We start from the raw sequence: 16191 nt of genomic DNA, 5'->3' as shown, positions 1-16191 counted from the left end.
ACGTTTTGAGGTCAGAAGATTACAACACACCCTGCCCAAGCATTGCATCTGCGACTTTTACGAAGCCCGCGATGTTAGCGCCTTGAACATAGTTAGTTTGTTTCTCTTCACCACCGAACTCCACACAGTGCTGGTGGATATCCAACATGATGTGATGCAGACGGGCGTCAACTTTCTCTGCTTTCCAACCTAGACGAACCGCATTTTGAGCCATCTCAAGACCTGAGGTTGCCACACCACCTGCGTTAGCCGCTTTACCTGGCGCAAACAGCACTCCTGCTTCAAGGAACAGCTCAGTTGCAGGAATAGTCGTTGGCATATTAGCCCCTTCAGCGACCGCTTTAACGCCGTTTTTGATTAACACTTTTGCTGCATCAACATCCAGCTCATTTTGTGTTGCACATGGCAGAGCGATATCGACAGGAACATTCCATGGTTGCTGACCCGCTAAGTAAGTTAAGCCAAACTCTTTTGCATATTCTTCAATACGACCATAGTTGTTTTTGATTTCTTCCAAACGTGCGAGTTTTTCTGTTGTAAAGCCGTCTTCATCAACTACAGTACCGCTTGAATCGGAAGCTGTAACCACTTTGGCACCTAGCTCCATACATTTTTCAATGGTGTACTGCGCAACGTTACCAGAACCAGAAACCGCGACACGCATCCCTTCAAAGCCTAGGCCATGACGTTTTAGCATCGCATTTGTGAAGTAAACCAAACCGTAACCGGTTGCTTCAGGGCGAATTAAACTACCACCAAAAGACAATCCTTTACCGGTAAATACACAAGAAGTGTCATTAGACAGCTTTTTCATCATACCTGTCATAAAGCCCACTTCACGGCCACCAACACCAATATCCCCTGCTGGGACGTCAGTATTTGAACCAATATGGCGATAGAGTTCTGTCATCAATGCTTGGCAGAAACGCATCACTTCACCATGACTTTTACCTTTAGGATCAAAGTCAGAGCCACCTTTACCACCACCCATTGGCAATGTGGTCAAAGCATTTTTCAGTGTTTGTTCGAAGCCTAAGAATTTCAGGATAGATAAATTCACAGATGGGTGAAAACGCATACCACCTTTGAATGGGCCGATTGCAGAGCTAAATTGCACACGCCATGCACGGTTAACTTGAACTTTACCTTGGTCGTCTACCCAACATACTCGAAATTGAATTACACGCTCAGGTTCAACAAAACGTTCAAGTAATGCTTGGTCACGATACTTAGCATTTTGCTCTAAGAACGGCCAAAGGGAAGTGAATACTTCACGCACGGCTTGTAGAAATTCAGGTTGAGAAGGGTCTCTTTTTTGGACAGACTCCAAGAACGAAGATAGTGATTGTGTCATCTATGTCTTCCTTTTTAACATGTAGTTGTTGTGATGTGCCTCACTCTTTCTTATCATTATTTTTAGGAAATGTGAGGTTGATTTGTGTTTGCCTATTGAATATATCATTAGTTTGTATTCTAAATTCAAGGTTTTTTTTCACTCTATAGCAAAATAAATTGCTTGACCTGCCAATAACTCCCTCAAAATACATATTTTGAAACAAAAAAAACGCCTGCATAAGCAAGCGTTTTCAGTGAATAATATTTCAAATTGAGTGATATGGATTATTCTTCATCATCATTTAGTGGCACAATCAACATATCCACATGAACAGTATTGATTAACTGGCGAGCAGATGACATCAGCTTGCTCCAGAAATCTTGGTGATGCCCACAGACCACTAAATCCATATTGTATTTCTTAATCGCGTCCACAAGTACTTGGCCTAGATCACCACTACCGCTGAGTGTTTCTTGAATTTCATAACCTGCACCTGCAGACAAATCTTTCAGAGCATTACGCGTTTCATCAGTAATACGTTGCTGCATGTCACCAAGATTGACATCAATAAGACCGGTATAGAGGTCTGAATAGTTAACATCAACATGGATCATAGATACTTTGGCCCCGTAAGGTTTTGCCATAGAGACAGCCTTATCCAGTAATACTTTACTTTCAGGTGATAAATCTACCGCAACGAGAATATGTTTGTAAGCCATAAGTAAACTCCTTCCGAATGCTGATTATCTGGTGGTTATGCCTTCACCACATCTTTATGAATACTATACCTGCTAATTGTGATTATTAAGTGTTGCTTTGATCACATCTAAGCAGATTAACCTTAAAATCATCACTTCATATAACATTTTATAAAACAATAACATCATTCATTCAATATTAATATATTGCCCTAAAAAATTCGAGTTATGGAGACTCTTTAGCTTAGTAAAACAACAAAGTTGCCCAGCAAACTGTGATATTAAAGTTCAGTAACTCAGGTTTATTTTCTTCAATATAAACAAAAGGTCATCACAAATTTGCGCTAATTGCACTTTTTTTAAACAATAATTTATCCTACAATAAAATAACTGAGTATAAGTATAATTTTTCTGCTGTATTTCCTTTGCGACAATTGCTGTGAGCTTGAGCTAGGTTCTAAGGAGAGGATTATGTTCAGTATGATTGCATTGTTTTGGGCATTATGCATTTTGTGTATCTTAAATATGATGCGGTACTTTTCTTCCGTTCGTGTTTTATTGTCTATTCTAAGGGATTCAGATCCCCTGCTTTATCAATCCGTTGATGGTAATGGTTTTTTTACTACACACGGCCAACTGAACAAACAACTGCGGTTAGTTCGATACATAAATAATAAACAATATCTGGAACATTACGACCCAGAAGTTATTTTGCGTTGTGAGCGAATCCGTAAGCAATTCATGATGATAAGCAGGCTCAGCATACTTGTTATCGTGAGTTTAGCGTATTTATTGATAACAGGTTAACTGTGATCGTAACTTTCTAATGAAAAAATAGTGATGGCCTTTCGATCATCACTATTTTGTATATGTAGATTACTGTGTTCATGTAACTGTTAAAGGCTCCATACTCATGTATGAAGCCAAAATTAGCGCGACTAGATAAACAGCAGCGATAGCCAGTATAAACCGCCGGATAACACAATGGACACCGGTAAAGTTAATAACCATGCTAGCGCAATGCTTTTAATGGTTTTTGTTTGTACACCACCACCATCGACAACCATCGTACCCGCCACTGCAGAAGATAAAACCTGCGTTGTTGAAACTGGCATACCAGTATAACTTGCCACACCGATAGAGACTGCCGCAGTTACCTGAGCAGATACACCTTGCGCATAAGTCATACCTTTCTTACCAATTTTCTCACCAATGGTCACAGCAACACGCTGCCAACCAAACATGGTGCCTAATGATAATGCTAAAGCAACCGCAATAATGATCCACAATGGTGCATATTCAACGGTATACAGCAAATCATTACTGAGTTTTTTCAGTAAGCTGGCATCTTTGGAACTGGTTTCTGGTAATTTTGCAACCGCATTCGCAGTATCAGAGATACACATCAGCAAACGGCGTGCGTGGTTACGTTGGTCTGGCGTCAGCTCTTCATAGCTTTGAATGCCATCAAGCATCGTTTGCGCTTGATTTAAAATAGCGCCAGTACGTGTGCTATCACAATGGAATTCACCACCGGGTTCATCACTACTTTCTGCAACGGTCGGGGCATTTTCTATTGCATGGTTTAACGCTGGTTTATGTGTTTCATAGTATTATTGCAGGTGGACAACCGCATCATGTGTTTTTGCGATGTCATAACCGTTAGAATTCATATTCATAACGAAACCTGCTGGAGCAACACCAATTAGCACCAGCATGATAAGACCAATGCCTTTCTGACCATCGTTCGCACCATGGGAGAAACTCACCCCAACTGCTGACAAAATCAATGCAGTACGGGTCCAGAATGGTGGCTTACGCTTACCATCTTTTTTCTCACGTTCCGCAGGTGTTAAGTGAATACGACGACGTTTCTTTGTGCCACTCCAATAACGGCGCAAAAAGAAAATCATCAAACCGGCAATCACGAAACCGATAGCGGGAGACAAAATTAATGACATGAAAATACTGATCATTTTCGGTATATTCAAGGCATCAACAACAGACGAATCAGTCACAATCGCGTTGGTTAAACCCACCCCGATTATTGCCCCGATCAGTGTGTGTGAACTGGAAGCAGGGATACCGAAATACCAAGTTCCAAGGTTCCAAATAATTGCAGCCAAGAGCAATGAAAAAACCATTGCAAGGCCGTGAGCTGAGCTCACATTAAGCAAGAGGTCTGTTGGTAAGAGATGGACAATGGCATATGCAACGCTCAACCCTCCCAGCAAGACACCAAAAAAGTTAAAAACCCCTGCCATGACAACTGCGAACTGAGCCCGCATTGCTCTGGTATAAATAACCGTTGCTACCGCGTTAGCGGTGTCATGGAAGCCATTTATAGCCTCATAGATCAGCACAAATAACAGTGCCAGAACTAATAATAGACCTGTATGAAATTCTAAACCTGTAAAAAGATGTAGCATAGACGTTAAGCCATTATATGTTGGACATGAACGCGGCGCATTATCAGTGACAAACGCTGGCGGTGGAAGCAAAATCTAACCTTTTTTTGATTTAACTACCCATCAAAAAAGCACCTCATAGCAATTACCCCATATTTTTCAATACATTAAAGCAATCAAACTTATTCTGAATTTTTGAAACTTTTTAACGATATTTCCAGAAAATAATCGTTGTTTGCTTTTTTTAGACGAATTTTTCTAATTATAATACGTCCTGTATAGTTTTCATCAGTTCTTCCTCAAAGCTTTACATTACAATCCCGGTGAGATGACGTAAAATATCCCGGTTATCAATGTAATTACGCTTAAAATCAAACATATATAGAGACACTTATTGTGAAAAATTTCGACGTTATTATTTTAGGTGCTGGTGCAGCGGGTTTATTCTGTGCCTCACACTCTGGCAAACGCGGTTTGAAGACGCTAGTGGTTGATAACGGGAAAAAATTAGGCAGAAAAATATTGATGTCCGGTGGCGGGCGCTGCAATTTCACTAATATGTATGCAGAACACAGCAATTACATTTCAACAAACCCACACTTTTGTAAGTCAGCACTTGCTCGCTATACACAGTGGGATTTTATTGCCTTAGTGGCCAAATATAATATTCCCTATCATGAAAAAACCTTAGGGCAGCTTTTTTGTGATAATAGTGCACAAGATATCGTCGATATGCTGCAAAGTGAGTGTAATCTACCGAATATCACTATCAAGTTACGCAGTGAGGTGACTGCCGTTGACAAAGCAGATGATGGTTTTTTAGTCACGATCAACGGCTCTCAAGTAAGTACCCACTCACTTGTCATTGCAACAGGCGGCCTATCTATGCCAGGTTTAGGTGCGACCCCTTTTGGCTATCGTCTTGCGGAACAGTTTGGGCATACTATTATTCCAACACGAGCAGCACTGGTGCCCTTCACCTTACATAAACCCCTTTTAGAAACCTTACAGGTACTTTCAGGTATCTCTGTCCCTGCAACGGTAACAGCGGCAAACGGCACCGTATTTAAAGAAAATATTTTATTCACCCATCGGGGACTTTCTGGTCCAGCTATTTTGCAAATATCCAGCTACTGGAACCCTGGCGAGTACGTGAGTATTAACTTACTTCCAGATATCTCCGTCAATGATTTTATCGTTTCAGAGAAACAACAGCACCCAAATCAATCATTGAAAAATACCTTAGCTAAATTATTACCAAAACGGCTAATTGAGGTATTACAAGCCCAAGGACAAATCCCTGAGTGTGCTCTAAAACAGCTTAATCATCCTCAAATTGAAGCATTACACACCACCTTACACCAATGGCAGGTACAACCTAATGGAACGGAAGGGTACCGCACAGCTGAAGTAACATTAGGTGGCGTTGATACTCACGAAATATCGTCTAAAACCATGCAATCACTTAAAGTACCAGACCTGTATTTTATTGGTGAAGTGATGGATGTGACCGGCTGGCTAGGAGGTTACAATTTCCAATGGGCATGGAGCTCCGCAGCTGCATGCGCAGAAAGCCTGCCGATAGTTTCAGGAGAATAAAATTTAGACTCTAGGCTATAATATAGCCAATCAAATTTGGATACGCATATATCATAGCAAAATATAGTTTAGTTGAAGGGGCCGATAATAAGAGAGAACAAGATGTTCACTCTAATAACATAGTGGCAAGATTGACGGAATCAAATCAGGTCAAAGCAATCATACGATACCTGAATAAGAAATTTGTTTTTTTATTGATCTGAATATTTCGATTCATTAATTAATATTCAAAAACAATTTCCTCTGTTTCCTATCATCACTCTTCTATTAAAAACACTAAAATTATCTAATGTTAAATATTCCAAGTATCTAATAAGCGGTGAATCTCAGTTGTGATTTAGACATTTGAAATTTACTCCCATAGAGTACAAAATGAACCTAATAAATATATTAAGGCATAAATATGAAGTTAAAAACTTTAACATTAGACAATTATAGGGGCTTTAAACATTTTACTGGAGAATTTGAGCCTGATGTAAATATTCTAGTAGGGCTAAATGGCACTGGTAAAACGAGCTTACTCGAAGCTATATCTATTGCTTATGGACAGTTTATGAGTGGTTTTGGTACTAGTACAGATCGAGGCATACACATTAGTGAAACACACCTTGCCAGAATAAATGTTGGTAATGACGAGTTTAGCATGGAGTACCAAATTCCATGCCGTATTTCTGCAAGTACCGCGGAGCCTCATAATACAGAGTACCCAATGAATTGGGAGCGCTTTCGTAATAGCGTCAAAAAGAATACAAAGACAACGATTGTACGAGAACAAAAAAATAGCGCACAATTTCTACAAAAAATGGTTCAAGAGGGAGCTAACCCTACCCTACCTGTAGTTGCTTATTATGGAACAGATAGACTGTTTAATCAGAATATTGGCCCAACAAAAAAAATGCCAAAACTTTCTAATGCAAGTCGATTAGAGGGTTACACCGACTGGCTCAAACCACGAACAAGTTATGGCCATTTTGTAAACTGGCTTTACCATGAAACGATGGCAAGTTTTGAACGAGAATTAGAAATTCAGGAGCAACGTCATTCAAGTAGTTTAGTGAAAAGTAATCACTTTCAAGCTCGACTCGATGAGCTCCAACAAGCGTTAAACCAAGTATTACTTCCATCGGGTTGGTCGAATGTCCGTTATTCTTCAAAAGCGGGGCAAATTGTTGCCACTCATAAAAAGCAAGGTGATGTCCCAATTAACTTATTGAGTGATGGCGTGCGCAATATTCTTGGCTTAATTGCAGATATCGCCTATCGTGCAATAAAGCTAAACCCACATATTGGCAACGGTATACTTAAATCGGTTGAAGGTATAGTATTAATTGATGAAGTAGATATGCACCTACACCCTCAGTGGCAACAGCATATAGTCAAAAGCATTCAAGCAGCATTTCCTAAAATACAATTTATCCTGACTACACATAGCCCGCAAGTCTTAGGAAATGTAGCCGCAATAAATATTAAATTAATCAAACAGACAAGCGAAGGTTACTATACTTTAGAAAACCCAGCGCAATCGTATGGATTAAGCAGTAATGATATTTTAGATGAAGTGATGAACACAGATGTGGTTAATGAACAACTTTCGAGAAACCAAGATGTTTTTGCAAAATTAGAGTCTATAAATACATTGATCGCTGATAAAAAGTATTCAGAAGCAGAAGAACAAATCCAGAGGCTAGAAGAGGAAATAGAAGGTGAAATTCCAGAATTAGTTAAAGCTAAATTATCTATTGAATTGGCTGGGTGGGATGACTAATGTATAGAATCACTAAACATATTCAACCTAATAGTTTAACTTCTTATAAAAATGACCCTCAAGCCCGTTACGATAATTTACCCACAAGAGTTCGAGAAGATTTGAAAGATTCGCTACTTAGGGAGCAAGGGTATGTTTGTGCATACTGCATGAGTAGGATCGATAGTCAAAAAATGAGAATTGAACATTGGGCTTGCCAAGATAACAACCAACATTTAGAGCTTGATTATAATAACTTATTAGCATGCTGTTGTGGCAACGAAGGACAACGAAAGGACACATATACTTGTGATAAAAAGAAAGAAAATAAAGCACTCACTTATTCCCCTGCAAATACAGAACATGCCATAGACTGCCGAATTACCTATATACATGGTTCAGGGAAAGTAACTTCGAATGACTGTAACTTTGACAAAGAGTTAAATGAGGTTTTAAATCTCAATGAAACTCGATTGGTGAAAAATCGTCAACATGCATTAAAAGCTGTCCAAGAACAACTTTCACGGAAAAAAGGCACCCGTAGTAAGCAAGACATTCAAAAATTGCATGACAAAGTACTTGCTATTAACAACAATGGTCAAAAAATGCCTTATTACAGCTTTTTAGCTGATTATTTATCAAAAAAATTATAAATATAAAGTCAACATTATAGCTAAGAGTTACTCAATTACGAAGAGGGGTTAATTCGAATTAATCCCTCTACTCTCAACTTCAGCTCTTTGTTTACCAAATAACACCGCATAGCAGAATGTACCCCACACTGGCACGCTGATCCAATTTACTACAGCGTATTCTATCATATCACGAGCAAAGACCATTCGTTTTCTGAATATCTATCGTTAAAATCATTCAAAAACTCGCAACCTCAGCACAAAGCAAATAAATGTATTAACCATAATTAACTTAAGTCATAACGATATTCATAATGTTTTAGTATTAATGTCCTTTTAACCGAATATCTCTTAATCCATTGAAAAATAATGGTTAATATTTAATTTCATATAAATCATATAATTGCAGTTTTAATTATAAGATATATTATTTTGGTTAAAAATAATGCTTTACAAACGATAGTGATAACTATTATCATTATCATCACTTCCTCAACAGGGTTACTTAGTCACCCTTTGCAGGGAGTACGACATTGCTCACATTGCTTCCAGTGTTTACTTTAGCCAGCCTTGCGCTGGCTATTTTTTTATTCACACCACATTCTCTGCAATCACCTTATATCTTATTCAAATTTTTTGGATCCTATGGTTAATGGGAGCTACTTTTCTCTGCGTATAAATTGGTTAAACTGTCATCAACACATTTAGAGCGAGTTCAACCAAGGTTGAAATCCGTACAGGAGAGAACACGATGATTTATTTACGCAAAGCAAACGAACGTGGTCATGCAAACCATGGATGGCTCGACAGTTGGCATACTTTTTCATTCTCTAGCTACTATGATGAGCAATTTATGGGCTTTTCTGCACTGAGAGTGATTAACGAAGACTTTATTGCTGCGGGCCAAGGGTTTGGAACCCACCCCCATAAAGATATGGAAATATTGACCTATGTGCTCAATGGGACTGTCGAACATAAAGACAGCATGGGCAATATGGAGCAAATCCCTGCGGGTGAATTCCAAATTATGAGTGCAGGTACGGGTATTCGTCATTCTGAATACAACCCAAGCAATGAAGAAGAGCTACACCTGTACCAAATTTGGATCATTCCTGAGAGAACGGGTATTGAGCCACGTTATGAGCAAAAACGGTTCGATTCCAAAGAAGGCAAGCAATTGGTGCTATCACCGGATGCACGTGATGGCTCATTAAAAGTTTATCAAGATATGGAACTGTGGCGCTGGGCATTACCTGCAAATGAAACACACACTCATGCGGTCGCTGATAAGCGAGTTGTATGGATTCAAGTCGTCAAAGGGAATGTGGAAATCAATGGCCAAAAAGCAACCACCAGCGATGGTTTAGCCATTTGGCAAGAAACAGCGCTCACCATCAAAGCAAGTGAAGATAGTGAAATCCTGTTGTTTGACTTACCATCAGCAGAATAATTATTTTCACAACAATAAAGGCTCTACTTTGGTAGGGCCTTTATTATTTATTGATTCACAAAACCAATTACAGTTTTGGCCCTGCTTTCACCAGTGCAGCGCCTGCTGGGGTGTCCGTGTACTTATCAAAGTTGTTCACGAAACGTTCCGCTAAGTCTTGCGCTTTTTCATCCCACTGTGCTTTGTCTGCATAAGTATTACGTGGGTCAAGGATATTGGTATCCACACCCGGTAATGCTGTTGGGATTTCTAAATCGAACACTGGCAGTTTAATCATGTCTGCTTTTTCGATGTCACCACTTAAAATAGCGTCAATGATGGCACGTGTATCTTTGATGGAAATACGTTTACCTGTACCGTTCCAGCCTGTATTCACTAAGTAAGCTTTCGCGCCCGCTGCTTCCATACGTTTAACTAATACTTCAGCGTATTGTGTTGGGTGCAGTGATAAGAATGCCGCACCAAAGCAAGCGGAGAAGGTTGGAGTTGGTTCCGTGACACCACGCTCTGTACCTGCTAATTTCGCGGTAAAGCCTGATAGGAAGTGGTACTGCGTTTGCTCAGGCGTTAAACGAGAAACAGGAGGTAACACACCAAATGCATCTGCGGTTAAGAAGATAACTTTTGTTGCATGGCCCGCTTTAGAAACAGGTTTTACAATATTTTCAATGTGGTAGATTGGGTAAGAAACACGGGTGTTTTCTGTTTTTGAACCATCATTGAAATCAACTGAACCATCTGCCAACACCATCACGTTTTCCAATAACGCATCACGTTTGATAGCGCCATAGATGTCTGGCTCAGCTTCTTTAGATAAGTTGATAGTTTTTGCGTAGCAACCACCTTCAAAGTTGAATACGCCGTCATCATCCCAACCGTGTTCATCGTCACCAATTAACTTACGTTTTGGATCGGTAGAGAGTGTGGTTTTACCTGTTCCAGATAAACCAAAGAAAATGGCTACATCACCTTTTTCGCCGACGTTAGCAGAACAGTGCATAGATGCAATGCCTTTTAATGGCAGCAGGTAGTTCATCATAGAGAACATACCTTTCTTCATTTCGCCGCCATACCAAGAGCCGCCGATCAGTTGCATGCGTTCGGTTAAGTTGAACGCAACAAAGTTTTCTGAATTCAAACCTTGTGCTTTCCAATTCGGGTTAGTACATTTTGCGCCATTCATGACGATGAAATCAGGTTCGAAACCCACTAATTCTTCATCAGATGGGCGAATGAACATGTTTTTAACGAAATGCGCCTGCCATGCAACTTCGGTGATAAAACGTACTTTTAGACGAGTGTCAGCGTTCGCACCACAGAATGCATCAATGATAAACAAACGTTTACCTGACAGTTGTTCAGTCACTAAATGTTTGAGATCCGCCCAAACTTCTTGTGACATAGGTTTGTTGTCATTTTTACCTTTACCTTGGTCTGCCCACCAAACTGTATCGCGAGTCACGTCATCACGTACAATATATTTATCTTTTGGTGAACGACCAGTAAAGATACCTGTATCAACCGCAACAGCTCCTAAAGTGGTTACTGTTCCACGCTCATAACCTTCAAGTCCAGGCTTAGTTTCTTCCGTGAATAATAGCTCGTAACTTGGGTTATAAACCACTTCAGTTACATCATGAATACCGTACTTTTCAAGTTCCTTCAGGGTAATGCTTTTAGCGCTCATTATATTGCTCCTGGTAAACATAACTAATCTGCGGATGATCATAATTCTTTACGACTAATTAACAGCGATTGCTATCAAAGAATTGAAAATGTATGATTTTTTTTAATTCATAATGAGACTTAGAGCACGTAATAATGCTTTAAAATTATAAGAAAAAGGTGCAGAATTGCACCCTTGTCACATAATTAGGTTGCTAAATCGTATCAGTGAAGTTGCTGATTTAGCTCATTATTTAACCCCTGAAGATCGGATTCAATAAATACATAATGTGAGCCACAAAATTCACATTCCATATCAATTTTCCCATCTTTGTGCAAAATATCGATAACATCTTCCTTAGGTAAGGTGGCTAACGTACTTTCGCAACGCTCTCTCGAACAAGAACAACGAAACTCGACAGATTGAGGGTCATATAAAGTGACATCTTCTTCATGATAAAGACGATGTAAAACCTCTTTCACATCCAATGTGCTCAGCTCTTGGCCTTTAATCGTGGCAGTCAGTTGCACTAAGTGGTCAAAAAAGTCATGGCTTGTTTCATTTGCTGCTGGCAAAACTTGCAATAACATACCACCTGCACTTGGTTTCCCATCTACTTCACCCACACGGATAAATAAACGGGTTGGTAATTGCTCTGATTGGCGGAAATAGGCATCAATGCTTTCTTCGATAGAATCCCCTTCAATAGCCACAATCCCTTGATAACGTTCACCTTGGTTCGGTGTGATGGTAATAACCATAAAACCGTTACCAATCATTTGCTTGAGAGTGCTACCCGCCACAACTGGGCCATCTACACGTGCAACACCACGCATCTGTTGTAAATTATTACCGTTGATAACCGCCAAATTAACAGGCCCATCACCTTGAATTTGCACAGTAATATCACCATCGAACTTCAACGTTGCCGTCAATAAACTGGTAGCAACAAGTAACTCACCCAACAACCCTTTTACCGCTGTTGGGTAGTCATGGTTTTCTAAAATATGTTCAAAGGTTTCATCAACACTGATCATTTCTCCACGAACAGAATGTTGTTCAAATAAAAAACGGTGGAGTAAGTCTTGGTTTGCCATAATATCTCTCTATTGCTCGGGCTGTTGCTCAGGCCGTCATTAAGACGACTCATGAGAATTTGTTTGTTTAAACTTTAACAGGGTACGCCGTTCTTTCTTATCCGGGCGTCGCTCTGGATGTGGCATCGTCAGTGCATTCATCTTACGCGCTTGTGCCATTTTCTCGCGTTGATTAATACTTTCTATCGTTTCACAGTACAGCAACTGAGCTTCCGGTGCACCTTTGCGCTGGCTACTGATTTGCATGATTTCAACCGTTCGTTCATCATTACCTTGCCGAAGCTTAACGATTCCATGCAGCTCAACAATTTTCCCTGGCTTAGTTCTTTGCCCATTGTAATGGACTTTACCGCCTTCAATCATTTCACGGGCGACCGCACGCGTTTTATAAAATCGCGCAGCCCACAGCCACTTATCAAGGCGAACAGGTTCTATAATGGATTGATTCATGGGGCCTCCTCAACATAAGTCTGAATCAAACTAAGAAGAGGCTCCCTCTACTTCCGGGATGATGCTATCGACGATAGGAAGGGGGATTAGCCTCAAAGCATTTATCATAATATTCTGTGATATTACGCAAACGCTTCTTATTATTCAAAACACGTAGCACAATCAACGAACCATTTAACAACGCACACACCAACAAAAATAGGATAAAAAGCGCACTACATATATACTGAGATACCACTTTTTCATTGGGTTCTTCATGCAACACAATTTGCAATGTCCCATTGGCATCTACTGATAAATCCGTAATGACACCTTCAATATTGAACGGTGTATTGATCAGTAGATTTGATAACCTTTGCAACTCTTGCCAACGCCGTAATGGCGATAGCTCATTAAAAGAAGCTCCCTGTATCGAATCAACTAAAGGCTTGTTTTCATCACTAATTAATAAAACACCACCAGGAGGCGGACTATTAATTTTGCGCACTTCTCTATCTATTTCTGTCCTGATAAAATCATATATGGTGTCTTCCACGATGTTTTCCAAGGCCTCAGCGCTACCAGCACGCAATAAAACATGAGCCCCTTTTAGTTTTCCCGTAGACGCTTTCTTTACTAAAGAAGGCCAATCATCTGTACTCCCTAGGTTAGTCAGTGCATTTTTTAATTTTAGGCAGTTATCAGAATTATGGCACAGTTGTTCTGTCCCCATGATGATAGCCGAAAAATCAAAGATAATATTCATCCCTGATTTCATAATATCCCGCTGTAATCTTGGGTTAACTCCTGTCGAGTTTTTATCTGGATGCAATTGGCTTTTGACGGTATCAAGCAATGATATTGAGTGTTCAACAACCTCTGATTGAGGTTCAGTCTGTAAACTAACATCATTCCAATAAATACCAGAGCAATCAAATGGCACAAATTGAGCTTGGTTTTCTTTATTCAAATTCGGTGAGCGGTAACACATCCCTTTTCCTTGGGCAACTAATGTATCCCCAACTTTGAGCTGACGGGAAGCAAGCTCATTAGGACTCTCAGCCTTGATTTTCTCTGTGCCACCTACCCACGCAAAACCCAGTTTTATTGGCAAATCTATCGGTTGATATGCAAATATCAGAGTCATCGTTAATAAAGCCCCAACTAACATCAATACATTCTTTTTGAACCGTTTGTAAGGGTAATAACGCTCTTCTTCATGCAAAGAAAGATACTTACCGTGCCTGACCACCTCACCCGTCGTATAAAAATCAATATTAACAGCTTGGTTTTCTTCGTATTTTAAATAATTCGTCCAATGATTAGGGTAGTGCAAGTCAATACCAGCAATAGACGTATTGGTGGAATATTTTTTATCCAGTTCGCCATAAAGTTCCCAGCGCTTTGGTTGGCCATGAATGCATTGAATATCTTGATATTGTCGGGGGAACATCCTAGAGCGAAAGAGAATAAGTAACCCAATAATAAACGTAATCGTTGTGATCACTAATCCCGATTCCTGTAATAAAGGAATCGAAACAAGGGTTAAATAACCAAATAAAAAACTCAGGCAGATAATCGCAGCACCAAGCCAACCTGTAGAATGGTGTAACCGATGTTCTTCATTCGTCTCTTTACGAACTTTCAATCGCTCAATACTATGCTGGCCACGTTCTTGAATTGCCGCATCAGGCCATGTTGAATCGATAGGCATACCCGTTTGCCATTCACTACTGAAATCTTTCAGCGAATGGCTATTCATTGAAATAATTAACGGCAAGTGGTCTGTTTCCACTATTTCCATAACATTTTGGCGTTGCAAAAAAGGCTCAAGCTGTGAAGGGAGCTGAACCTCAATTGTATCAATAAAATAGCGCCAACTATTTCCTTGCTCTTGGCGTAAGTTAAAACGTGTCAATGAATGGCAAACTGTCGCTATGATTGAGTTTTTTTTGATTTGCCATGGATGCTGAGATGTATTTGTTGATATAGCAGCGCAATAATTTAAATACTGGGAGATGGTTTGGTAATCTGAATCAATCATTTTCCTAAATGATGGTGATGCTACAGAAGGTATTTGATAGACGCCAGAATGCCGCCCCCGCCTAAAATATAGGAAGGAAGCCATTATAGTCAGGCTAATAACAATTATAGCCGTTATAATGACATGATTCAGCATTGTTTCCCCAATGAAAAATGAATAAGAAAAGCATATCAGCCCTCACACTTCCTAAAAATAAGCCGATTCCTATTCTATTTGTAGTTTTTATTTTAAATTACAACATCTTGTAAAAAATGTTTTATTTGTTTACCCGTATTATTTGTTTGAGTCAATTATACTAACAGCATTTTATCTACTCGATAATATCTATCATTTTATTTTGATATAGGTCATAGTTGTATGATGATTTCGAAATACGGGCAGTGCCAGGTAAAACGCGTCTCGTAAATCAATGAAATATGCTTTTAGCAATAGATTTCACTCATCCTGTTCGGAAATCGTTATGACAGAGTTAAAAAAACCTAAAATCTTGAATATTCAAGATGTTGCTCAATCAAAATTATTCAGCATTCAATCAGTTGACCTCGAATTTAGTAATGGTGAAAAACGAGTCTATGAAAGAATGCGGCCCGCAAAACGCGAAGCGGTTCTTATTGTTCCTATCATGGGTGATAACCTCATCCTCATTCGCGAATACGCTGTCGGGATTGAAAGCTATGAATTAGGCTTTCCCAAAGGTGCTATCGACCCCGGTGAAATTGCCATTGAAGCAGCCCAGCGTGAACTCAAAGAAGAAATTGGTTATGGCGCTAATCACATGGTTCAGCTCGCCAAACTGACGATGTCGCCATCATACTTTTCAAGTAAAATGAATATTCTTATCGCTCAAGACCTATACAGGGAAAAACTCAAAGGAGATGAGCCTGAACCCCTACAACAAGAGCTATGGCCAATATCTCGAATGATGGAATTACTGGAACACCCTGATTTCAACGAAGCTCGGAATATTAGCGCACTTTTCTATCTAGAACGTTACCTAAAAAGTGTTAAGTAATAACACTTAACATTACATCTGCTGTATGTAATTTCCATAACTAATCATTAATGTGGGTATATAACCTACTGATATA

12 protein-coding genes and 1 pseudogene are annotated in these 16191 nt (G+C 39.6%); 6 read left to right on the top strand and 7 right to left on the bottom strand.

What is annotated here, in order from left to right:
- Positions 1–19: 19 nt before the first annotated feature.
- Entirely contained in the window at positions 20–1354 is a 1335-nt protein-coding gene (gene gdhA / locus P3L44_RS00510; protein ID WP_272662745.1) for an NADP-specific glutamate dehydrogenase, read from the bottom strand.
- 266 nt (positions 1355–1620) lie between these two features.
- Positions 1621–2055, bottom strand: a complete 435-nt coding sequence (uspA, locus tag P3L44_RS00505; protein ID WP_004263149.1) for a universal stress protein UspA — start codon at positions 2053–2055, stop codon at positions 1621–1623.
- Between the two features lie 450 nt (positions 2056–2505).
- On the opposite strand from uspA, the gene uspB reads away from it, so the two are divergent.
- Positions 2506–2841, top strand: a complete 336-nt coding sequence (gene uspB, locus P3L44_RS00500; RefSeq protein ID WP_004906561.1) for a universal stress protein UspB — start codon at positions 2506–2508, stop codon at positions 2839–2841.
- Positions 2842–2972: 131 nt separating this feature from the next.
- On the opposite strand, the pseudogene pitA reads toward uspB, so the two are convergent.
- Positions 2973–4463: pseudogene (gene pitA / locus P3L44_RS00495) on the bottom strand (inorganic phosphate transporter PitA).
- 375 nt (positions 4464–4838) lie between these two features.
- Between pitA and P3L44_RS00490 the strand changes: the two are divergent.
- The 4 genes from P3L44_RS00490 to P3L44_RS00475 all read left to right on the top strand — a co-directional run bounded on the left by P3L44_RS00490 (position 4839) and on the right by P3L44_RS00475 (position 9867).
- A complete protein-coding gene (locus P3L44_RS00490) occupies positions 4839–6041 on the top strand; it encodes an NAD(P)/FAD-dependent oxidoreductase (protein ID WP_140171907.1) in 1203 nt (400 codons plus the stop codon).
- A 403-nt stretch (positions 6042–6444) separates the two neighbouring features.
- Complete coding sequence (locus P3L44_RS00485; RefSeq protein WP_140171906.1) at positions 6445–7806, top strand: AAA family ATPase; 1362 nt, start codon at positions 6445–6447, stop codon at positions 7804–7806.
- On the top strand, positions 7806–8438 hold the full coding sequence (locus P3L44_RS00480; protein ID WP_140171905.1) for a retron system putative HNH endonuclease: 633 nt from the start codon (positions 7806–7808) through the stop codon (positions 8436–8438). Before P3L44_RS00485 ends, P3L44_RS00480 begins: the two co-directional genes overlap by 1 nt.
- A gap of 730 nt (positions 8439–9168) precedes the next feature.
- Entirely contained in the window at positions 9169–9867 is a 699-nt protein-coding gene (locus P3L44_RS00475; protein WP_215954334.1) for a pirin family protein, read from the top strand.
- 67 nt (positions 9868–9934) lie between these two features.
- Here P3L44_RS00475 and pckA read toward each other — a convergent pair whose 3' ends face one another.
- From pckA to P3L44_RS00455, 4 genes are all read right to left on the bottom strand, one after another.
- Entirely contained in the window at positions 9935–11554 is a 1620-nt protein-coding gene (pckA, locus tag P3L44_RS00470) for a phosphoenolpyruvate carboxykinase (ATP) (RefSeq protein ID WP_004263163.1), read from the bottom strand.
- Positions 11555–11757: 203 nt separating this feature from the next.
- Positions 11758–12630, bottom strand: coding sequence for an Hsp33 family molecular chaperone HslO (hslO, locus tag P3L44_RS00465; protein WP_215954333.1), 873 nt, complete (start codon positions 12628–12630; stop codon positions 11758–11760).
- A 39-nt stretch (positions 12631–12669) separates the two neighbouring features.
- On the bottom strand, positions 12670–13080 hold the full coding sequence (gene hslR, locus P3L44_RS00460; RefSeq protein ID WP_004263168.1) for a ribosome-associated heat shock protein Hsp15: 411 nt from the start codon (positions 13078–13080) through the stop codon (positions 12670–12672).
- A 64-nt stretch (positions 13081–13144) separates the two neighbouring features.
- Positions 13145–15238, bottom strand: coding sequence for an IgaA/UmoB family intracellular growth attenuator (locus P3L44_RS00455; protein ID WP_215954332.1), 2094 nt, complete (start codon positions 15236–15238; stop codon positions 13145–13147).
- Positions 15239–15563: 325 nt separating this feature from the next.
- Between P3L44_RS00455 and nudE the strand changes: the two genes are divergently transcribed.
- Positions 15564–16115 carry an ADP compounds hydrolase NudE gene (gene nudE, locus P3L44_RS00450; RefSeq protein WP_004263174.1) on the top strand — a complete coding sequence of 184 codons (552 nt, stop codon included), beginning with the start codon at positions 15564–15566 and terminating at the stop codon, positions 16113–16115.
- Positions 16116–16191 lie beyond the last annotated feature (76 nt).

Origin of the sequence: Providencia sp. PROV175 (assembly GCF_032707045.1) — a bacterium.
GTDB lineage: Bacteria > Pseudomonadota > Gammaproteobacteria > Enterobacterales > Enterobacteriaceae > Providencia > Providencia hangzhouensis.
This window is presented reverse-complemented; position numbering and strand designations above follow the sequence as displayed.